General features: G+C 61.4%; 11 protein-coding genes. 8 read left to right on the forward strand and 3 right to left on the reverse strand.

From position 1 onward, the window contains the following. The first annotated feature begins 245 nt into the window (after window positions 1-245). The 7 genes from F0Q04_RS03570 (at window position 246) to dld (ending at window position 18,110) form a co-directional block, all read left to right on the forward strand. A complete protein-coding gene (locus F0Q04_RS03570) occupies window positions 246-10,634 on the forward strand; it encodes a putative Ig domain-containing protein (protein WP_182344491.1) in 10,389 nt (3,462 codons plus the stop codon). A gap of 7 nt (window positions 10,635-10,641) precedes the next feature. After that, window positions 10,642-11,331, forward strand: coding sequence for a hypothetical protein (locus tag F0Q04_RS03575; protein WP_182344493.1), 690 nt, complete (start codon window positions 10,642-10,644; stop codon window positions 11,329-11,331). Window positions 11,332-11,334: 3 nt separating this feature from the next. Further along, a complete protein-coding gene (locus tag F0Q04_RS03580) occupies window positions 11,335-11,946 on the forward strand; it encodes a hypothetical protein (protein WP_182344495.1) in 612 nt (203 codons plus the stop codon). A 660-nt stretch (window positions 11,947-12,606) separates the two neighbouring features. After that, window positions 12,607-14,289, forward strand: a complete 1,683-nt coding sequence (gene lldP, locus F0Q04_RS03585; RefSeq protein WP_182344497.1) for an L-lactate permease — start codon at window positions 12,607-12,609, stop codon at window positions 14,287-14,289. A gap of 66 nt (window positions 14,290-14,355) precedes the next feature. Beyond that, entirely contained in the window at window positions 14,356-15,132 is a 777-nt protein-coding gene (gene lldR / locus F0Q04_RS03590) for a transcriptional regulator LldR (protein ID WP_116925443.1), read from the forward strand. 61 nt (window positions 15,133-15,193) lie between these two features. Beyond that, window positions 15,194-16,330, forward strand: a complete 1,137-nt coding sequence (gene lldD, locus F0Q04_RS03595; protein ID WP_116925444.1) for an FMN-dependent L-lactate dehydrogenase LldD — start codon at window positions 15,194-15,196, stop codon at window positions 16,328-16,330. Between the two features lie 25 nt (window positions 16,331-16,355). Beyond that, window positions 16,356-18,110: a D-lactate dehydrogenase gene (gene dld, locus F0Q04_RS03600; RefSeq protein WP_182344499.1), complete on the forward strand. Its 1,755-nt coding sequence runs from the start codon at window positions 16,356-16,358 to the stop codon at window positions 18,108-18,110. Window positions 18,111-18,211: 101 nt separating this feature from the next. Here dld and F0Q04_RS03605 read toward each other — a convergent pair whose 3' ends face one another. Next, window positions 18,212-19,126 (reverse strand): LysR family transcriptional regulator, encoded by a 915-nt coding sequence (locus F0Q04_RS03605; protein WP_182344501.1) that lies wholly within the window; start codon window positions 19,124-19,126, stop codon window positions 18,212-18,214. Window positions 19,127-19,764: 638 nt separating this feature from the next. On the opposite strand from F0Q04_RS03605, the gene F0Q04_RS03610 reads away from it, so the two are divergent. Continuing rightward, entirely contained in the window at window positions 19,765-20,019 is a 255-nt protein-coding gene (locus tag F0Q04_RS03610; RefSeq protein WP_021026177.1) for a hypothetical protein, read from the forward strand. A gap of 46 nt (window positions 20,020-20,065) precedes the next feature. On the opposite strand, the gene F0Q04_RS03615 is transcribed toward F0Q04_RS03610, so the two are convergent. Continuing rightward, entirely contained in the window at window positions 20,066-21,514 is a 1,449-nt protein-coding gene (locus tag F0Q04_RS03615) for a CitMHS family transporter (RefSeq protein ID WP_182344503.1), read from the reverse strand. Between the two features lie 180 nt (window positions 21,515-21,694). After that, window positions 21,695-21,943 (reverse strand): TIGR04438 family Trp-rich protein, encoded by a 249-nt coding sequence (locus F0Q04_RS03620; protein ID WP_116925448.1) that lies wholly within the window; start codon window positions 21,941-21,943, stop codon window positions 21,695-21,697. Between the last annotated feature and the right edge of the window lie 151 nt (window positions 21,944-22,094).

Consider the following 22,094-nt stretch of genomic DNA (forward strand, 5'->3'; position numbering starts at 1 on the left):
TATAATTGAATGACGGGCGGGGTATGACAGGTCAGAAGGTATCGCAGCCGCAAAGACAAGAGCTGCAACAAAAGATAGTTTGGGTAAGCATATTTTTGATGACTTTATGGCTGTGGTCCGCATCTGCTGCCGCACAGACTGCCAATATGACTTTGGAGCGGGTAAGTCTTTTCTTCAGCGATGGCGTTTCAGCTGAGGAAATACGACAAGTCCCTGCGCAAGCCCAAGCACCGCTTAAAAACGGCTTGACGCTTATCAATGCCGAGAAATCCAGCTTTGGTGCAAGTGGCGTGCAGTGGAAGTGGTTACTTCGCAATAGCACCTTATCGCCGCTTGACGATGTGCGCATCACCGGCTTTGTGGATATTGACCAGGATGCTGCCGATAACACCTTTTTCAACGAGTCGATGTTGGCCCCGACGCTGACCGCACCTGCTGGCCATATTGCTGCGGATCGATGGGAAGCGGGAGAGATGGGCTATTGGACCGGCTCCTTGCTGTCACGCGCTGCGGTCGGTGATCTGCTCAATAGCACCCAGGCACCGGCTGCTGGCGAGGATATGGCGATCGCCCTGTCCGCCATACCCGGGCAATTGGCTCCCGGGCAGGAGCTCAGCGTCTGGTTGGTCGTGGGTGACCAGGACAATGCCGGGGCTACGCAAAATGACCTGGCATCGCTGCGCAAGCATTTTGCGCAGTTCTATCTATTCAAAGGCGCGGCACCGGATAACCGTGCGCAAGTGGATTACGCCGTCACGCAGACGGTCGCCAGTACCCAATACAAGGTGGGTGAGTTGGTGCAATACCGCCTGGTGGTCAGCAATGCCGGCTCGGCTGCAGGCTCGGGCGTGACCTTGAGCAGTATGGTGTCTGCCTCGCTGGCCGATGTGCAGTGGGTGTGCACTGCCCAGGGCCTGGCTGCCTGCGATGCCAGCCCAGGCATGGGCCACCAGCTGCGGGTGGATGCCCAGGTGCCCGCTGGCGCTGGCAACCAGGTAATGGTGACGGTGACCGGTAAAGCGACTGCAGATGGCGTGCTGACGCACCGAGCCTCGGTGGCGCCAACGAACGCCGATACCGTGGATACGAATGCAGCCAACAATGACAGCTTGGTGCAGGTCAGTGTCAGCACTGCAGGGGCTGCGCAGGCCGATTTGGCGGTGTTCAAAACCACCAGCACACCCAAAGTGCTGCCCGGCGGCAAGCTGGCCTTCCAGCTGGTGGCTGTCAACCATGGCCCGGCAGCGGTCAGCGCAGCGCGGCTGCAAGATTTGATGCCCTCGGGCGTGGAGGACATGCGCTGGACCTGCAGTGCGCGCGGTGGTGCCGTATGCGGCACAGCGTCAGGGCAAGGCGGCGATATCCAAGTGCTGGCGGAGATGCCGGTGGGCGCGTCCATCACCATCGATGTGGCGGGCGTCATGGCGCAGGCCGGTGGCCACTTGGTGAATACCGCTTCAGTCGCGTCCGAGCTGCCCGATCCCGTGTTGTCCAACAACAGCGCATCCGCCTCCGTCAATGCACCTGCGGGCGCCCTCAAATCCATTCCCACCATGGGCTGGCTGGCGCTGAGTTTGCTGTCGGGCTGCACCTTGTTGCTGGGCGCACGGTGGCTGCAGCGCAAAGGAGGGCTGGGCAGCCGGCGCAGCTGGATGCTGGCCTTGCTGCTGGTGCTGGGCCTGGGCGCGGGGGGTGATTCGCACGCCATCTTTGTCAATGGCGATTTTGAAAGCCAAACGGTGACGGGCTGGACCAAGCGCTTTGGCCTGAACCCGGGCTTGACCGGCGCGCCGCCTTTTCAAGTTGGCGATGTGCGCTTCAATGGCAGCGGCTTGGAGAAGGTCAGCGTGGTGGATGGCCGCTTTGACCCGCGCGCACCGCAGCTGGTGCTGCCGCGCCAGGGCAATTTCTCGGCCAAGGTCAACGACGACGACAACGGCGCACACATCAACGAGATCAGCCAAAAGGGTGTGATTGCCGAAACCGACCGCGACCCGGGTGACGGCAAGCTGCATGTGCGCTTCAGCTATGCCGCCGTGCTGGAGGACCCCAGCCACAATCCCACAAACCAGCCTTACTTCTTTGTCGAGATCAAGGATTTGACCAAGGGCGAGACGCTGTACTACGACTTTGCCTTTGCCAACCAGCCCGGCCGCGTGTTCTACACCACGGTCTACAAGGGCAGCAAATGGCTATCCACCCCTTTTATCGATGTGGACCTGGAGGTGCCCGACAGCAGCCTGGGCAACGAGTTGCAGATCCGCGTAGTGGGTGCCGATTGCTCCCAAGGCGGCCATGGCGGCTATGTCTATGTCGATGCCTTTGGCTCGGTCAGCATTCCGCCGCAGGGCGCCTGCGTCAATGACCTGCAACTGCGCGCCAAACCTGGCAATGTGCAGCTGACCTGGGCCGATACCGGCGCCGCCAGCTATGCGGTCTACCGCGCAGACAAGCTGGAAGGTCCTTTTGTGCGTTTGGGCACCACGCAGTCGCGCCACTCTACCTGGCTGGACCGCACGGTGCAGGCGCAAAAAACCTACTACTACAGCATCCGGGCGCTGGATGTGGATGGCCATGCGCTGTGCAGCTCTGGCGAGGTAGCGACCTATGTGCCTGCGCACTGGAGTGTGGGCGACCCGGTGAACCGCCCGCCGATCTTTACCAGCCAGCCGGCGCTTGCTGGGGATGTGCGCCAACTGTATGAGTACCAGGCCACGGCCATCGATGCCGATGGCGACCCGCTCAGCTACCAGCTGATGTATGCCCCCGTGGGCATGACCGTGGATGCCGCCACCGGCAAGATCAGCTGGCAGCCAGGCTTGATGGGGGATTTCCGCGTGAACCTGCAGGTGAGCGACGGCAAGGGGCTGCTGGCCAGCCAGGCCTTCTCCATCCATGTGGTGGATGGCAACCTGCCGCCGCAGATCACCAGCCAGTTCCCTGCCAAGGTACCTGCGGGTGTGAGTTTCTCCCACCAGGTCACCGCCACAGATCCCGAGAGAGGGCCGTTGCAGTACACCTTGGGCAGCCAGGCGGCGGGGATCAGCATCAATGCCTCTGGAGGCATTTACTGGACCAACCCCGAGCCCGGCACCTATCCGCTGGTGATCCAGGTCACCGACCAGTTTGGTGCCCGTGATGTGCAGCGCGTGGTGGTGTCCGTGCAGGCGTTCCCGGCATTCACCAGCCTGCCGGTGTTGACGGCCACCGTGGCCCAGCCCTATACCTACCAGGCGCTGGCCAGCGACCGCGATGGTGACGCTATTGTCTACAGCGTGCTCAGTGGCCCTGCAGGCCTGGTGATCAACGCCAGCAGCGGCGCCGTGACCTGGCCATCGCCTGTGGCGGGGACGGCCGCGGTCGTCCTGGCAGCCACTGATCCGGATGGCAACCAGGGCAAGCAAAGCTTCAGCATTCGCACCACGGCAACGCCCAACCGGGCACCGGTGTTTATCGCCACACCGGTCACCTATGTGGCCTACCCCGCCACTTACGGCTACACGGCCTCGGCCAGCGATGCCGATGGTGACAACCTGGTCTGGAAGCTGCTGCAGGCACCTGCTGGCATGACGATCAGTGAGCGCACGGGCGCCATCGCCTGGAAGTTTGCCAGCAACGCCGCTGGCAAGTTTGCTGTGCGCGTGCAGGTGGACGACCAGCGTGGTGGCCAGACCGAGCAGGCGTTTGAAATCCAGCTGCCGGTGTATGGCAATGGCGCCCCCGCCATCACCAGCCGCCCGCCTAGCCAGGTGCGCGCTGGCGCCATCTATAGCTACTCGGTCAGTGCTACTGACCCTGAGGGCGAGACGCTCAGCTACCGCCTCGCCTCCGGGCCTGCCGCAGCCGCTTGGGCTGGCAATCAGCTGAGCTGGGCCACCAGCGTGGCCGATGTGGGCGTGCATGCGCTGCTGATCGAGGTGGCCGATACCGCCGGCAATGTCGCGCAGCAGAACTGGCAGCTCGAAGTGCTGCCCGCCAGCGGCAACCAGCCGCCGGTGATCAGCTCCACCCCCAAGGTGACGGCCGTTGCCGGTGGGGTGTATGAATACCAGGTGGTTGCCACCGACCGCGATGGTGACCCGCTCAGCTACCAGCTGCTGACCGGCCCGGCAGGCATGACGATCTCTGCCACCGGCAAGCTGGAGTGGCCCGTGCCCGCTGGCTTTGCCGGCAGCGAGACGGTGGAGATTAAAGTGTCCGATGGCCGGGATGGCGAAGTGACCCAGGCCTATGCGATAGGCGTGGGCGTTACCGCCAACCGGACGCCGCTGATCAATTCGACCCCGGTCGCCACCGGCACGGCCGGCGCGGCCTATCTGTACCAGATTCTGGCCAGCGATCCCGATGCGGATGTGCTGACCTACAGCGTCTCCACCAGCGAGCCCGGTATCACCGTGGACGCGCAGACGGGCCGGGTCTCCTGGGCCGTGCCGGCAGGCACGAGCGGACAGGCGCAGCTGACCGTGCAGGTGACCGACGGCAAGGGCGGCACCGCATCGCAGACCTATGCCATTGGCGTGGGCCAGCCCGGCAACCGCCCACCCCGGGTGACCACGCAGCCTGGCACCAGCGCTGTCTCGGGCGCCAGCTATACCTATGCGCTCAAGGCCGTGGATGCCGATGGTGATACCTTGGTCTATGCATTGACGGAGTTCCCGCAGGGCATGCTGATTGACAGCAGCACCGGTGCCATCCAGTGGAGCGTTCCTGCCAATGTGGCTGGGCTGGCACCTGTGATGGTGGAGGTGACGGACGGCAAGGGTGGCATCGCCACCCAGGGCTACGCCATCTCGGTCTCGGGCGCCTCCAACCGCGCACCCGCATTCAGCTCCACACCGGTGACTTCGGCCACCGCAGGTTCGGCCTACGCCTACACGGCGCGGGCGACCGATCCGGATGGCGATGCCATCAGCTATACGCTGGTCTCAGCCCCCGCCGGCATGGCGATCCATGCCACATCGGGCGCCATCAGCTGGACGCCCACCTTGGCGCAAGGCGGCACCCATGCAGTAGCCGTGCGCGCCACCGATGCCAAGGGGGCCTATGCCACGCAAAGCTTTGGCGTTTACGTGCAGCTGCCAACCAACAACCCACCCCAGATCAGCAGCAAGCCCGCGCTGCGCTGGGCCCCGGGCGTGCCTTATCAATACCAGGTTACGGCGACCGACCCGGAGAACGACCCGCTGACATATGCGCTGGACAAGGCCCCTGCGGGCATGGCCATATCGGCCAGCGGCCTGCTGACCTGGAACAGCCCGGTGCTGGGCAGCCATGCGGTAGAGATCAAGGTGCAGGACAGCCGTGGCGCCTATGTGGTGCAAAGCTATACCTTGCAGATTGCGGCCAACCGCGAGCCGGTCATCACCAGCGCGCCCGTGCCCACTGCGGCCATTGCTGCGCCTTATGCCTACCAGGTGGTGGCCACAGACTCGGATGGTGACTTCCTCACCTACCGGATGAGCGGCGCACCGGCCAGCTTGACCATGTCGGCCACAGGCCTGATCTCGGGCACGCCGACTTCGCAAGGCACGCATGCGATCATCGTGACGGTGTCGGACGGCCAGGCCTCCGTCACCCAGAGCTGGACCTTGCGCGTGACCGAGCCCGCAGCGGGCGGACCGCTGGAGGCGGGCGTGACGCCATCGCCCAAATACCTGAACCTGGGTGAATCGACCACCCTGCAGGTGTTTGCGCAGGGCGGAACAGCGCCCTACACCGTCAGCAGTCTGACCGTGAACGGCCGTGCCGTGACGGTAAACGCCGCTTACCAGGCCATCTTCACGCCCACGGCGATGGGCAAGCACAACCTGCGCCTCACCTTGCGCGATGCCAAGGGCAGCAGCGTGACCGTGGACGACTGGTTCGGCGTCAAGGACTCCAGCGATGTGCTGGCGCCGTTGGCGGCCATCACCGCGCCGGGCAGCTCGGACGACATCACGGTGACGGACGTGTTCGAGCCCACGGCCATCATGGGCACGGCCTCCGATGCCAACCTGGCTGAGTACCTGCTGATGATCTCGCCAGCGGGCCAGAACCAGTGGAGCAAGATTGGCGGCGGCAGCGCCAGCGTGACGGCCGCCAAGTTGGGCGACCTCAACCCCCAGACCCTGGCCAACGGCTTGTACGACCTGGGCCTGGTCGTGCGCGATATCTCGGGCAATGAGACCAGCGCCAAGGTGACGGTGGCTATCAGCGGAGAGCAAAAGACGGCGCCCCTGCAGCTGACCTTTACCGATATGGCTTTTGAGATCGAAGGCCTGCCGCTCACTGTGCGGCGCAGTTATGACTCGCTCAAACGCGCGCAGCGCATGGACTTTGGCTACGGCTGGTCGGTGGACTACCAGGACGTCTGGTTGCAGACCAATGGCGTACTGGGCCGCTCCTGGGTGATGCAGGAGACGGGCTCGGGCTTCAACCGCAAGATCTGCGTGCGGCCCCAAGGCTCCCGCGTGGCATCGGTGCGTATGCCCGACGGCAGGCTTGAGCAGTTCGACCTGCGGGCCAGTCCGGAGTGCGTGAGCGTGCTGCAGTGGGCGTCCAACCCCAGCGTCAGCCTCGCATTCAGCGCCAAGGCCAGCAACAAGAGCGGCAGCAAGCTCGAAGCGCTGGGCTACAGCGATCTGCGTCTGGCCGGTGGTGATCTGTTCGACATGGGCACGACCGAGACCTTCAACCCCAGCCAGTACAAGCTCACCACTCTGGATGGCATCGAATACATCCTGAACAAGGACTTCGGCATTCAGCAGATCAAGGACCGCAATGGCAACAGCCTGCAGTTCACGCGCAGCGGTATCAGCCACTCTGGCGGCTGGGCGCTGGCCTTTACCCGCGATGCGCAGGGAAAGATTAGCAAGATCAGCGGCCCCGGCGGCCAGGTGTTGAACTATGGCTACGATGCGGCCGACAACCTGATCTCGGTGGTCGACCAGAGCAATGCGGCGTCCGACTTCCGTTACGAGAACCCCAAGGTGGCGCATGGCCTGACCAGCTATACCGATCCACTGGGCCGGCTGGCGCTGAAGACCACGTACGATGACGCCGGGCGCGTGCTGAGCCAGACCGATGCCGCCGGCAAGGCCGTGACGGTGAGCACCGACAACACGGCAAACAAGCAGACCATCAAGGACCGCAACGGCAACACCACCGTGTATGACTTTGATGACCGGGGCAACATCACCCGCGTGCTGGATGCCGCAGGCGGCACCACCCAGTACGCCTATGACGCCAATGACAACGAGATCGAGGTGATCGACGCGTTGGGCCGCAAGACCACGCGCAGCTACGACGCCTTCGGCAATGTCACCAGCGAAACCGATCCCGCCGGCCGTGTGACCAAGACGGCTTTCAATGCGCAAGGCAATGTCACCACCATCACCGATGCGGCAGGCAACGTCACCACCAATGGCTACAACGCCAGCGGTGATCTAACAGCCATCACCGATGCTGCTGGCAAGGCCTTTGGCATGGGCTACAGCCCGACGGGTAGCCTGAGCAGCATGACCGACAAGGTCGGCAATGCCACCCGCTACACCTATGCCAAGATTAATGGCGCCACGCTCAAGCAGACCGAGACGGCTCCGGACGGTACGGTGACCACCTACGCTTACGACAGCGCAGGCAACGTCATCTCCACTACGCGCGCCATCGTCACCCAGCCGGGCCAACCTGCCACCACGGTGGTAGAAAAGAGCAGCTACGACACCAAGGGCAATGTCACCAGCCGCACCAATGCGGTGGGCGACACCAGCACCTACCTCTACGATGCGGCGGACCAGCTGGTGCAAGAGACCGACAGCCAGGGCCGCAAGACAGCGCATGAGTACAGCCTGCGTGGTGAGAAGTCCAAGACCACCTACCCGGATGGCAGGGTAGAGAGCTGGGCCTATGACAACAACGGCAACGAAACCCAGAGCTGCATCGGTAGCCTGTGCACGCGCACAGCCTACGATGCGCTGGACCGCGCCACCAAGGTCACCGACCCAATGGGCTTTGTCGTCGAGAGCGTGTACGACGCAGCAGGCCAGCTCAGCTCCAGCAAGGATGCGCGCGGCAACAGCACGGCGTTTGAATACGACCTGGCTGGCCGTGAAACCAAGCAGACCAATGCCGCTGGCATTGCGGTGACGCGCGAGTACGACCTGGCGGGCAACCTCGTCAAGACCACCGACGGCTTGGGCCGGGCGACAGTCCACGTCTACAACAACACCCAAAAGCGTACCAGCACCACCTTGGCCAATGGCGCGGTGACGCAGTTTGCGTATGACGCCAATGGCGTGCTGCTGAGCGAGACCAACCCGCTGGGCCATGCCTACCAGTTTGGCCACGATCCGCTGGGCGGTCTCAAGACTGTGACCGACCCACTGGGCAAGGCGACCGGCTACACCTGGAATGGCAGCAACCAGCTGCTGACCCAGACCGATGCCAACGGCCACACCACCCGCTATGGCTACGACAGCGCTGGCCGTCGCGTGGCACGCACGCTGCCGGGCGGCAAGAGCGAAGGCCTGGTCTACGACAGCGAAGGCCGCCTGGTGACCCGTACTGACTTTGACGGCAGCCAGACCATCTACAGCTATGACGTGGGCGGCAAGCTCAGCAAAGTCACGCGCAGCGATGGCCGCAGCCTGAGCCAAGGCTATGACAGCTTTGGCCGCATGAACAGCCAGACCGATACCGCCTATGGCAACCTGGGCCTGACCCTGGACGGCAACGACCGCGTCACCCGCGAGGTCTGGAGCCACAGCAGCCTGGGCACCAGCTTCAGTGCGACCTTGGACTACGCCTGGGACGCCAACAGCAACCGCACCCAGGTCAGCACCTCGGGCCAGGCCATCAAGGCCGGCTACAACACGCTCAACCAGCTGGAGACCCTGACCCACCCCGATGGCAGCACCACCCGTTTTGCCTACGACAACGCAGGCAACCGAGTACAGGTGACGCGGGCCGATGGCAGCACCACCGACTACCAGTACAACCTGGCCAACCAGCTGACAGCCGTGCTGCACAAAAAGGCAGACGGTGCAGACATTGCCAGCTTTGTCTACACCCTCAATGCCGCAGGCCAGCGCACCCAGGTGGCCGAGCGCATGGTGGGGGTAGGCAGCCCGGCAGAGACGGTGGAGCGCACCGTGCGCTACCAGTACGACGCCGCCGGCAAGCTGCTGCAGGAGCGCGTGGCACAAACCGCGCCTGCGGTGTTTGACTCGACCATCGACTACGTCTACGACGACGTAGGCAACCGCAGCCGTCGCAGCGTCAGCCACAACGGCCAGGTCACCACCTACCAGTACGACAGCCATGACCGCCTCACGCAAAGTGTGGATAGCCTGAGCGGCACCACCACTTACCAGTGGGACGAGCGCGGCAACCTGGTGCAGAAGGCATCACCCGCCGATACCACCACCTATGCCTGGACGGTGGACAACCGCCTGGCCAAGGTCAGCACCGGCGCTAAAACGGTTGAGTACGGTTATGACAGTAGCGGCCGCCGCATCAAGCGCCTGGTCAAAGAGGGCGCCACCACCACGGAGACCCACTACAAGGTCGACCACCAGCGAAGCTACAGCGAGATCCTGGTCGAGAGCACCAAGGTCAACAGCGGCGCCTGGGTCGATACCGTGCATGTGCACACCCCCGATGGCTTAGGTGAGCTGATCGCCAGCACCTCGGCTGGCGCGCAAACCCAGCTGTTCAGCGATGGCCTGGGCAGCGTGCGTGTGGCCCAAACCGCTGCCACCAGCCATGTCTTCAGCTACGACGCATTCGGCATTGCGCTGGGCGCCACTGAAGGCATGCCCGCCAATGCGGCCGATGCCGCTGCCACCAGCCACCGCTACACCGGCGAATATGCCGACAGCCAGACGGGTCTGCTGCATCTCCGTGCGCGTGATTACGATCCGCAAGTTGGTCGCTTTATCTCGATGGATGAGCACCCCGGCGCGAGTCGCATTCCGCTGACTTTGAACAAGTACCTGTATGGCAATGCGGACCCGGTGAATACGGTGGATCCGAGTGGGAACATTTTTATATCCATGGCGATGCCCAATTTTGGACATTTGATGCGCGTAACTTCCGCAGGTACCAGAGCGCTCGGGATTTTGGACAAGCTAGACCATGCGCTGACCTTGCTGCAGTTGGTACATGCATACCAACAGGTATGGAGTGTTTTTCAAGGCCCAGAGTGGCAAAATTCCATGAAGGATGCAAAAAATCAAAAGGGTTTTGTGAATGCCATGGAAAATTTTGATGTAGCGGTTGCAGAGTTGGCAGGGAAGTCTGCTGGAATATTTGCAAAAAAGGGAGTCGCTAAAGCTATGGGGGAGTTCATTACAGGGACTAAGACTGCATTGCTAATTTACGGGCCCACTCCCAAGGTAGCCAGTGGTATCCAAATTTCACATAAGCAGATAAAAGTGGGCACCTTGTCGCTGAGTAAATCTCATCGCAATATATATCTAGAAGTTGGTGTGAGGAAAAACGAAGGAGGTCGTATGCTTGGTGTTGGTCACCGGTGGAGCGGCACCGGGAACAAACAATGGTTTCGTCAGGACTGGCATGATCCTACAGGCCATAATGCACAAGATTTATGCTTCCCTGTGGGAAGCGGTTCATATCACTATCATTGTACGAAATAAGTCTGTTATGAATAAAAATGCACTTCTTTTTGATCGCTTGACAACAGATGAGATGAATATTTTGTTGTCAGAGCTAAATGGCAAATTTCCTAATCTAGGTGTCGTCACGAAACATCAAAATGATTGGAACGCCTCCTTTCAAGAGGCTATGGAATACCTTGATTCAATCGACGAGGGGTATGATCCTTCTGGTTATTTAAGAAGAAATTGGCCGTCAAGCCCAGCGGATGGTGAACAGATAGATTTCTTTGGGAGAAATAATAATTATTTTGACGTTACCGTGAATTTTAATTCATCATTTTTATGGTTGATTTCATTTTGGTACGAGTGGTCCATTGACTTCATGGCATTCTCAGACATCAACTGCGTCGAGGATGTTGTTGAGAAATTGCATAAATTAGCAGTGGATGTATTAGATGATTCATATGAATTAAAGCGCCCATATGCAAGTAATTCGCTATTTGGCCCTTTTGATGATATGGATGCTATTAGTCGCGAGCTTGATTTTTACTTGGTTGGAAATATGGGTGGCGACGAGCCATTTCATCCTATATTTTTCTGCAAACAGGGTGAATTTGTGGAGCATCTCAAGAGTCATCCCGCATTCGTAGGGAGATGCGACTATTTCAACCTTGAAGAATATATAAAAGATCCGGTTTTGAACCCGCTGCGTCTGCAGTTACCGCCTGGAATGTGATAAATGCTTTCTTTAAGTGACGAGGGATTTTACCAATACGAAGTTTATTGTTTAATGAACTTTGTTTTGATTAAGCCTGAATCACAGCTGGCGCATTTCTACGTTAAGAGGATTATGCCTGTTTGTGCAGAGTCGCACTTTCAAGCCATCGATCTGGATCATGATTTCAATTCGAACATTATAAACCCTTTGTATCAGCTGTTTATATCTTGTTTTCTGAATTCGCTAAAGATAATGCCGCTATTGGAGGGCCTGTTTGGTGGTGGTGATATATATCGCGAGATAAAAAATGAACGAGAAAATCTGTTTGATGATGAGGTGTCAAATAGATTTTTTGAAAATCTTGAATTTAATACATCTTTGAATGGGTTTGAGAATGGAGAACGTTGGCAAGAGCTGAGAGAGAAATCTAGATTATTTTTGACGAAATATAGTCTGTTGGATAATTTTGATTTTCCAAATCCTATGAAATTCTCTGAATTTTTATATCCAGATGATTTTGAAAAGTATGATCCGGCCCCTCGTTGGTCTTGGTGTGGACAGTCCATTTCGTTGGAGGATTGGGCGCAAATGAAAAATATCACGATGGCTGCCTATAAAGACGCGGTAATTTAGTCTCTTGAGAATTGATACGCCAAGGCAGTGACGTATGCAGAAGCTGATGAACGTGCTGCACGGGGCTGATCAGCTCAGCCCCATGTTGAAAACCGGAGAAGCGCAACGCTTCTTCGATGCGGCATGCCAGTTGGAAAGCCGCAGGCCCGCATGCTTACGGTTCCCTCGGCATGCTTTCCTCTGAACACGCCATGCGCCAGTAACCAAGACAAGTTCTTGCTGCCAGCGACGCCAACCCCATCCACATCCAGTCAACCTCAAAACCGCAGGATCCGCGGCGTCTGGACATGCACATGGGCAGGCCATGCCTGATGCAACCCGGACGTGTTCCATGCAAAGCCATTGCGCTTTGATTGCTTCATATTGGTATGACCAATATGGAAAATGGCACACTAGATTGTCAAATTAAGGGTTTACCCTGGCAATAAATTTGCATGATTCCCCAATAATCGCCCAACTTTGCCGCAGATTGGCGATTTCATGGTTTATTGGTAATACCAATTTAGACCAAAGGTCCAACCAACGGCATAGCGAACAAGCCATTCACCAGGCAAGGCCAAGAACAGGGCAGCCCTAGCAGCCCGTCAGCGCCAAGCCTCCAGTGAACAGCCCAAGAACAAGGCGCGCCATGCGCCCGTCCAATAACTTCGAGACATCGCCATGCAAACTCTCTGGCAGCAAAACTACGACCCGGCTGGCAACATCTGGGTGTCGGCCCTGGTGGCATTGATTCCGATCCTGTTTTTCTTTTTGGCATTAACCAAGTTGCGGCTCAAGGGCTACCAGGCGGGCACCGTCACGGTGGTGCTGGCGCTGGCGGTGGCGTTGCTGTTCTACCGCATGCCCGTCAGCGCGGCGCTGGCCTCGGCCGTCTATGGCTTCTTTTATGGTTTGTGGCCCATTGCCTGGATCATTGTGGCTGCGGTGTTTCTGTACAAGATCTCCGTCAAGACGGGGCAGTTCGATGTGATCCGCTCGTCGATCCTGTCGGTCACACCGGACCAGCGCCTGCAGCTCATCCTGGTGGGCTTTTGCTTTGGCGCGTTTCTGGAAGGGGCGGCAGGTTTTGGCGCGCCGGTCGCGATCACGGCGGCCTTGCTGGTGGGCCTGGGCTTCAAGCCGCTGTATGCCGCTGGTCTGTGCCTGATTGCCAATACTGCGCCGGTGGCGTTTGGTGCGATGGGTATTCCGATCATCGTCGCCGGCCAGGTCTCAGGCGTCGATGCCTTTGCGATTGGCCAGATGGCCGGCCGCCAGCTGCCTTTCATGACTGTGCTGGTGCTGTTCTGGCTGATGGCCATCATGGATGGCTGGCGCGGTGTGAAGGAGACCTGGCCTGCGGTGCTGGTCGGTGGCGGCTCGTTTGCGATCGTGCAGTTTCTCACCGCCAACTACATTGGCCCGGAGCTGCCCGATATCACCTCGGCTATCGTGTCCTTGATTGCGCTGACCCTGTTCCTCAAAGTCTGGCAGCCCAAGCGCATCTTCCGCTTCACACCTGAGGCGGGTGAGCCGGCTGCAACGGCCGTGCCCGCAGCGCCTGTGTCGTCGGGCGCGCCGCTGACGGCTGTTGCCGTCATCAAGGCCTGGTCGCCGTTCATCATCCTGACGGCCATGGTCACGGTCTGGAGCATCAAGCCCTTCAAGGCGCTGTTTGCCGCGGGTGGCCCGCTGGCGTCCACCGTCATCAATATTCCGGTGCCGTTTCTGCACAACCTGGTCGAGAAGACACCGCCCGTCGTGGCCGCTGCCGCCCCTTACGGCGCCGTCTACACCTTCAACTGGCTGCTGGCCACCGGTACCGCCATCCTGATTGCGGCGCTGATCACCATTGCCTTCACCCGCCTGTCGCCGTCCAAGGCAGTGGCAACCTTGGCCGAGACCTTCAAGGAACTGGCCGTGCCGATCTACTCCATCGGTATGGTGCTGGCCTTTGCCTTTGTCGCCAACTACTCGGGCCTGTCGGCCACCCTGGCGCTGGCACTGGCGCACACCGGCCAGGCCTTTACCTTCTTCTCGCCCTTCCTGGGCTGGATAGGGGTGTTCCTGACGGGCTCGGACACCTCTGCCAATGCACTGTTTGCCGCGCTGCAGGCCACTACTGCGCAGCAGCTGGGCCTGCCCCAGGTGCTGACCGTGGCCGCCAACACCACCGGCGGTGTGACGGGCAAGATGATCTCGCCCCAGTCCATCGCCATTGCCTGCGCGGCCGTGGGTCTGGCGGGGCGCGAATCGGATCTGTTCCGCTTTACGGTAAAGCACAGCCTGATCTTTGCGGTCATCATCGGTTTGATGACTACGCTGCAGGCCTATGTGTTTCCGTGGATGATTCCGGGTCATTGAGCGTCGCTGCGCCATCGCCCTTGATGGAGCCCGCGACGGCAACACATACCACCTGAAAGCTCTCCCATGCGCCTCGCTGACCATGTTGTCGAAAAACTGCTTGCCCTGGTGCAGGCCCGTGGCTTGCAGCCGGGCCAGCGCCTGCCGGCGGAGCGGCAACTGGCGCTGGAGCTGGGGGTGTCGCGCACATCGGTGCGCGAGGCGCTGCAAAAGCTCATCAGCCAGGGGGTGCTGTCGGCCCGGCGCGGCGATGGCACCTATGTGCAAACGGTGCCATCGGCCGATTGGCTGCAAGAGGCCATGGGGCCGTTGGCCGGACTGATTGAATCGGACCCCAACTACCGCTATGACGTGCTGGAGACCCGCCATGCGCTGGAGAGCAGCACCGCCTGGCTGGCCGCGCAGCGTGCCACCGCGCAAGACAAGGAACGCATCCAGCGCTGCTTTGACGTGATGATCGAGCACCAGCAAAGCGGCCATGCCGAGCTGGCCGCACGCGCCGATGCGCAGTTCCACCTGGCGATTGCCGAGGCATCGCACAACCTGGTGCTGGTGCAGGTGATGCAAAGCCTGTTCACCGTGGTGCTCTCTACCGTGGAGCGCAACCGCCATGACATGTTCCGCTTGAGCGCCCCCGTCACGCTGCAGCAGCTCACCGTGCAGCACCAAAGCCTGATGCAGGCGATTTTGGAGGGCGACCCGCAGCGCGCCCGCGCCTGCATTGGCGAGCACCTGGAGCATGTGCGCCACACCATCTTGCAGATGGACGAAGAGCGCGCGCGGCGCGAGCGATCGATGCGCCTGCCGGCCGAGCTGATGCCCAGCCCGCCCGGGGCGCCCTGATCTGCGCGGACCCTGACAACCAACATACCGAGACAAACCTCCCAGCCCTGAGAGCGCCACCATGATCATCTCTTCCGCATCCGACTACCGCGCCGCCGCGCAAAAGCGCCTGCCGCCCTTTCTGTTCCACTACATCGATGGCGGCGCGTACGCCGAGCAAACGCTCAAGCGCAATGTGGCTGATTACGCCGATGTGGCCCTGCGCCAGCGCGTGCTCAAGGACATGAGCCAGCTCGACACCAGCATCGAGCTGTTTGGCGAGAAGCTCTCTATCCCCGCCATCCTCGCGCCCGTGGGCCTGCTGGGCATGTTTGCACGCCGGGGCGAGGTGCAGGCCTCACGCGCCGCCGCTGCCCATGGCATTCCCTTCACCCTGTCCACCGTTTCGGTCTGCCCGATTGAAGAGGTGGCACCCGGCCTGGGCCGGCCCATGTGGTTCCAGCTCTATGTGCTCAAGGACCGGGGCTTTATGAAGAACGCGCTCGAGCGCGCGCGGGCCGCCGGCTGCTCCACCCTGGTGTTCACCGTTGATATGCCCGTGCCCGGCGCCCGCTACCGCGATGCGCATTCGGGCATGAGCGGCCCCAACGCCGCGATGCGCCGCTACTGGCAGTCCGTCACCCACCCGGCCTGGTCCTGGGATGTGGGCTTGAACGGCCGACCGCACGACCTGGGCAATATCTCCGCCTACCGGGGCAGCCCCACCGGCTTGGCCGACTACATCGGCTGGCTGGGCAGCAATTTTGATCCATCGATCTCCTGGAAGGACCTGGAATGGATCCGCGACTTCTGGAAGGGCCCGATGGTCATCAAGGGCATCCTGGACCCGGAAGACGCCAAGGATGCCGTGCGCTTTGGCGCCGATGGCATTGTGGTCAGCAACCATGGGGGCCGCCAGTTGGATGGCGTGCTGTCCTCGGCCCGCGCGTTGCCGGCCATTGCCGATGCGGTCAAGGGCCAGATCAAGATTCTGGCGGACTCGGGCATCCGCAATGGGCTCGACATTGTGCGCGCCATCGCCTTGGGGGCGGACGCCACCTTGCTCGGCCGCGCCTTTATCTATGCGCTGGCCACCTCCGGCCAGGCCGGCGTCAAGCACCTGCTGGAGCTGATGGAAAAGGAAATGCGCGTGGCGATGACCTTGACCAGCGTGGCCAAGGTCGCCGATATCAACGGCGATCTGCTGGTGCGCCAGTAAACGACGCACCCTACCAAGACCTGCCATGACCGCTGCCACCACCACCTCCGTATCGCGCGAAGCGCTGCTGGCCCAACTGCGCGCCGCCGTCGGCCCCGCCCATGTGCTGACGGGCGACCAGGCCACGCGCCGTTTTCGCAAAGGCCACCGGACTGGCGAAGGCCCGGTGCTGGCGGTGGTGCGCCCGGCCAGCCTATGGGAGCAGTGGCAGGTGCTGGAGGCCGCTGTGGCCGCAGGCCGCATTGTCATCATGCAGGCGGCCAACACCGGGCTCACCGGCGGATCGACGCCCGATGGCAGCGGCTATGACCGCGAGATCGTGCTGATCAACACCTTGCGCATCACCGGAGTGCAGGTGATCGGCGGTGGCGCCCAGGTCATCTGCCTGCCCGGGGCCACGTTGGACAAGTTGGAGCAGGTGCTGGCACCCTTGGGGCGCGAGCCGCATTCGGTCATCGGCTCGTCCTGCATCGGCGCCTCGGTGCTCGGCGGCATCTGCAACAATTCCGGCGGCTCGCTGGTGCGGCGCGGACCGGCCTATACCGAGCTGGCGCTCTACGCCCAGGTGCGGGCCGATGGCTCGCTGGCGCTGGTCAACCACCTGGGCATTGCGCTGGGGGATAGCCCGCAAGAGATTTTGACCCGCCTGCACAACGGCGACTACCGCGAGGCCGACATCACGCACGATGCGCAGCGCGCCGCCTCCGACCCGCGCTACGCCGCCGCCGTGCGCGATGTGGACCAGGATTCGCCCGCGCGCTTCAATGCCGATCCCTCGCGCTTGTTTGAGGCCTCGGGCTCGGCCGGCAAGCTCTGCCTGTTTGCAGTGCGGCTCGATACTTTTCCGAAAGTGCCCAGCACCGTCTTCTATATCGGCAGCAATGCGGCCGACGACCTGACCACCGTGCGCCGCCATCTGCTCACTGCGTTGCCCGAGCTGCCGATTGCCGGTGAGTACATCCACCGCACCGCCTACGACATTGGCGAGCAATACGGCAAGGACACCTTCTTGCTGATTGACCGCTTTGGCACTGCCCGCGTGCCTGCAGCCTTTGCGCTCAAAAGCCGGGTCGATGGTTTCTTTGAGCGCCTGGGCCTGCGCGGCGTCAGCGACCGCATCATCCAGGCGGTCACCAACCTCTTGCCCAGCCATTTGCCGCCGCGCATGCGCCAGTGGCGCGAGCGCTATGAGCTCCACCTGCTGCTGCGCGTATCGAACGACACGGCGGACGCCACACGCGCGTTTCTGAGCACGCATTTTGCTGGCAGCGCCAGTGGCGGCTGGTTTGAGTGTGATGCCGATGAAGGGCGCAAGGCCTTTTTGCACCGCTTTGCGATTGCCGGCGCCGCCATCCGCTACCGCGAAGTGCACCGCGCCCAGGTCGAAGATATCGTCGCGCTCGATGTCGCCCTGCGCCGCAATGACCGCGACTGGGTGGAGCAGTTGCCCGCCGAGGTTGAGGCCGACATGGTGCACAAGCTCTACTATGGCCACTTTTTCTGCCATGTCTTCCACCAGGACTACATCGTGAAAAAGGGCGTCGATCCACTGGCGATGGAGCACCGCATGTGGGCGCTGCTCGATGCGCGCCGGGCCGAGTACCCGGCAGAACATAACGTAGGCCACCTCTATGTGGCCAAGCCTGCATTGGCCGATTTTTACCGCCAGCTGGACCCCAGTAACAGCTTGAACCCCGGCATTGGCCATACGGCGCGGGGCAAGAACTGGGAGGCTTGTTGTGAGCGGCCAAGTGCCTGGCCCAAAGGGTATTCAGACTAGCGCAGGGCGGGGCTGTGGCGCTGGCGATAACGCACTGGCGCCGGGGAAGGAAGGGCAAGCAATGGCATGCCTGCAGCCAATAGGCGGTGGTCTGGACGGGCTCACAGCGTCTCGCACAGCATGTCCCAGAAGGCTTGCACCAGCAACGGGGTGTCGGCCTGCTTGCCGTGCTTCATCAGACAGATTTTTCTGGCCAGCTGTGGCCGGGCGATCGGCAGGTAGCACAGCTGCGGGTCAGTGTGCGCCTGCTTGCTCAGGCTGGATATCAGTCCGACTTTCAGATCACTGTGCACCAGCGCGTACAGCGATTCGATCGACGACAGGTTGTGCGGCACATTGACATGCACGCCCTGCTCGCGCAGCACGGTGGTGATCATGTCATAGGTATTGCCCCGCCGCAGCACCGCCAGCGGCTGGTCTTTGAGATCGTGCCAGTGCAGCTTGGCCTGCTGGGCCAGCGGATGGCGCGGGGAGACCACGACCACGATCTCATCGCTGGTGATCAGGCGCGAATCAATGTGCGCAGGCATATCGAAATGCAGCCCGACCGCAATATCCGCATCCCCTTGCGTGATCGACTCGATCAGCGTGTCGCTGTGCATGTCGTCGAGCACGAAATGCACCTCCGGGTGGCGCTGCTGGAACTGGGCCATGTACGGCGCAATCCACTGCGATGCCGATGGGATGCAGTGGATGCGGATAGAGCGGCTCTGGTGCTGCAGCCGCTGGAGCATCTCCTCCATGCCCTGGTCAAAGGTGGCAATCATCCAGCTGACCTGGGCGCGCACCGATTCGCCCGCTGGTGTCAGCCGCACGCGCCGCATGCTGCGGTCAAACAAGGTGACGCCCAGCGTGATTTCGAGTTCGCGGATGGCGGAGGAAAAGGCCGGCTGGCTCATCGCCAGCGACTGGGCAGCCTGGGTGAAGGTGGGGTGCTCAGCGGCCTGCTTGAAGCAGCTGAGCTGCCGCAATGTGGGGATGGATGCCGATCTCTGCGGCTGGTAAACGTGGGTCATGATGAATTCATTTTTTCAAATCAAAATAATTACTCCAATTGTAAATTGCTATGTAATTAAATTTTTTACAGATGCGTAAAAAAATGGGTGGTAACGGGCGCCGATGGCAACTGGATAGCACCAGGCAGAAGCGTAAAAGTTCCGGAGATTTTTACGAAATTGCCTCTGTTTCATCGGTGTTTTCACCGATGAATGGCGAAGTGATGGCGCCGCGATGGGTAGCGACTGTGCCACACATGGGGTAGATCGTAGGCATACCTAACATTTGTTGAATTTATCGCTATTTATTAACGATAGATATAGTATATTATTTAAGTTGGTTTTTTCGCACAGATCGGCCCGAGGCTGGCGTGCCGCCCACAGGGCGGTTTTGACCGGTGGCGTTCAGCGCCTCCCTGGCCCTGGGCCAGCGCACTGCCTGCCGCAGCCGGCTGCCCATGCTGCCGATGCGCTGTGCATGCCCGCAGCAGCCTGCCCCTTTGCCCGGATGCCATGTCTTGACCGGGCCGGCGCTGCCGCTGCGCAATGGCATCCCCTGGTGCATTTCCGAAACTCCGCTGCTGGTGCGGCAGACCGGGCCCATCGACGGGCCGGACAGCCGGCGCGGGAATGTCTTTTATTTTTTTACAAGCTCAACTATGAATTTTTCAAGCATCGATTGGAGCCAGGCGCCAGAGGATGCGCGCTGGTGGGCCATGGATGGTGATGGCCATGCCTATTGGTACTGCAGGCCGCAGATTGCCGCGGCCACCACCTTCTGGTTTGCTGCGCGCCACCCGGCGCCCAGCTTTGGCTATGCGCGCGATTTCCGGCAGTCCCTGCAGGCGCGGCCGGCACCGGCCGAGGAGAGTGCGCCTGCGCGCGCTGCAGCGAGCCGTCTGCTGCGCCGCTAGCACGGTGCGCCAGCCCTGCCCCGGGGCAGGGCTGGCGCCGTGCCGGTCAGATAATGCCCAGCATCCAGGTCAGCACCAGCAGTGACAGCGACAAGCCCCAGATCCAGAAGAACGAGTAGCGGATATGCTGGCCCATCGACAGCTTGGCCAGGCCCAGGCCCATCCACAGCGCTGGCGAGAACGGCGAGACAAAGGTGCCCACAATGCTGCCGATGATCATCGCGTAGGCTGCCGAGGTCGACGGCACCCCCGCCTGCGAGGTGATCTGCTCGACGACCGGGAACAGCGCGAAGTAGTAGGCATCGGTGCTCAGCACCAGCTCCAGCGGAATGCCGATGGCGCCAATGACCAGGTGCACATAGGGCAGCAGCACGGCCGGCAGCACATCGACCAAGGCCCGCGCAATGCTGTTGAGCATGCCCGACTCCTTGAGGATGCCCAGGAACGTACCGGCCGCCAAGATGATGCTGGCCATCATGATGGCGCCGCCCGCGTGGGCATTGATGCGCTCGATCTGCACCTTGGGTTGGGGGTAGTTGATGACCAGGGCCACGCACAGCGCAATCATGAAGGTATAGCCGGGCGGGAACACGCCCATCACCAGCACCGCCAGGGTGAGCAAAAACACCAGCGCATTGACCCAGCGCAGCCGGGGGCGCAACAGCTGCGCGCGCGCCTCATCGGCGGCCTTGGCTGCAGCCGCCTGCATGGCCAGTTTGGTGGCGGCATGGGGCTGCAGTGCCGCGGCCAGCTCGTCGACATGGCTGGGATGGGCGGATGCGGGCGCCGATGTCGCCACCGACGCAGACGCAGCTGCAGACGCAGAGCCGGACACCGCAGCAGGCATGGCTTGCGCCAGCTCGGCCTTGAGCGCCTGGCGGCGAATGCGGCGCTGCTCACGCAGGCCCAAAAACACCGCCAGCACCAGCAGCAAGGCCAGGCCCAGGCCTTGCACCACTACCAGTTCGCGCCACAGCGCCACGGCATCCATCTCCAGCACCGTGGCTACGCGGCCCACCGGCCCACCCCAGGGCAGCATGTTGACCACGCCGGCGCTGGCAGCCAGCAGCAAAAACAGCAGGTAGGGGCTCATCTTCAGGCGCTGGTACAGCGGCAGCAGCGGCGGCACCACCAGCAAGAAGGTGGAGGCGCCTGCGCCATCGAGTTGTGCGATGGCCGATATCAGCACCGTGCCCACGGCCACGGCAATCACATTGCCGCGCGTGATGCGCACCATGGCGCGAATCAGCGGGTCAAACAAGCCCACATCGTTCATCACGCCAAAAAACAAAATGGCAAAGATGAACATGGTCACCACCTGCACCACGGAGCTGATGCCGTGGCGGTAGAAACCGGTGATCTCGCTGGTACTGAAGCCAGCGATCAGGGCGCCGGCAAGGGGCACCAACACCATGCTGATCACGGGCGAGACCTTCTCGCTCAGCAGCAGGGCGACGATGACAACAACAATGGCTAAGCCAATCAAGGTGAGCATAACTACTTCTTCTAGTGTGTGGGGGAAATGGCGCATACCTTGCGCGGTATGCAGCCGGCGCTAAGTGGCCCACACATGCCCGGTGGCCAGGCCCGGCAGTGCTTGTGGCACCGCCAGCGGCTCGCCTCTCGTCTCCAGGGCAAACACGGGGTGGGTTTGCCGGGGCGGTGTGGGCCGCTCTTATCTGTCGCGGGACCGGGTCGCGTTGAATCTGAAAAGGTCCTTGTCTTTCACATAGCGGGCCGATTGCTTGCGGGCGCGCCGCGCCCGGCTGCGCCGGCGTGTGTAGCCGGACCAGTCGGCCCACAGCTTCCACAGCAGGGCCAGCAACGAGGGCGCCAGCACATGGGGCCATGGCCAGCTATCTATTGGTGGAATTTCATAGATTTTCAGCATCAACAGGCTGACAGCAATGATCAAGAGGTACATGGCAGAAAGAAGGGGCGTGTTGTGCTGCCTGCGAGGGGCGGATTGGTACGACCGCAGGCAGCGGTAGCGCAAGGCGGGCGGTGACCTCACCACCCGGGATGAAACGGGGAATCAGGCCGGCAATGGCTGGGCGGTACCCCACCCTGTGCCT

It is taken from the genome of Comamonas koreensis, from assembly GCF_014076495.1.
Taxonomy (GTDB): Bacteria; Pseudomonadota; Gammaproteobacteria; order Burkholderiales; family Burkholderiaceae_C; genus Comamonas; species Comamonas squillarum.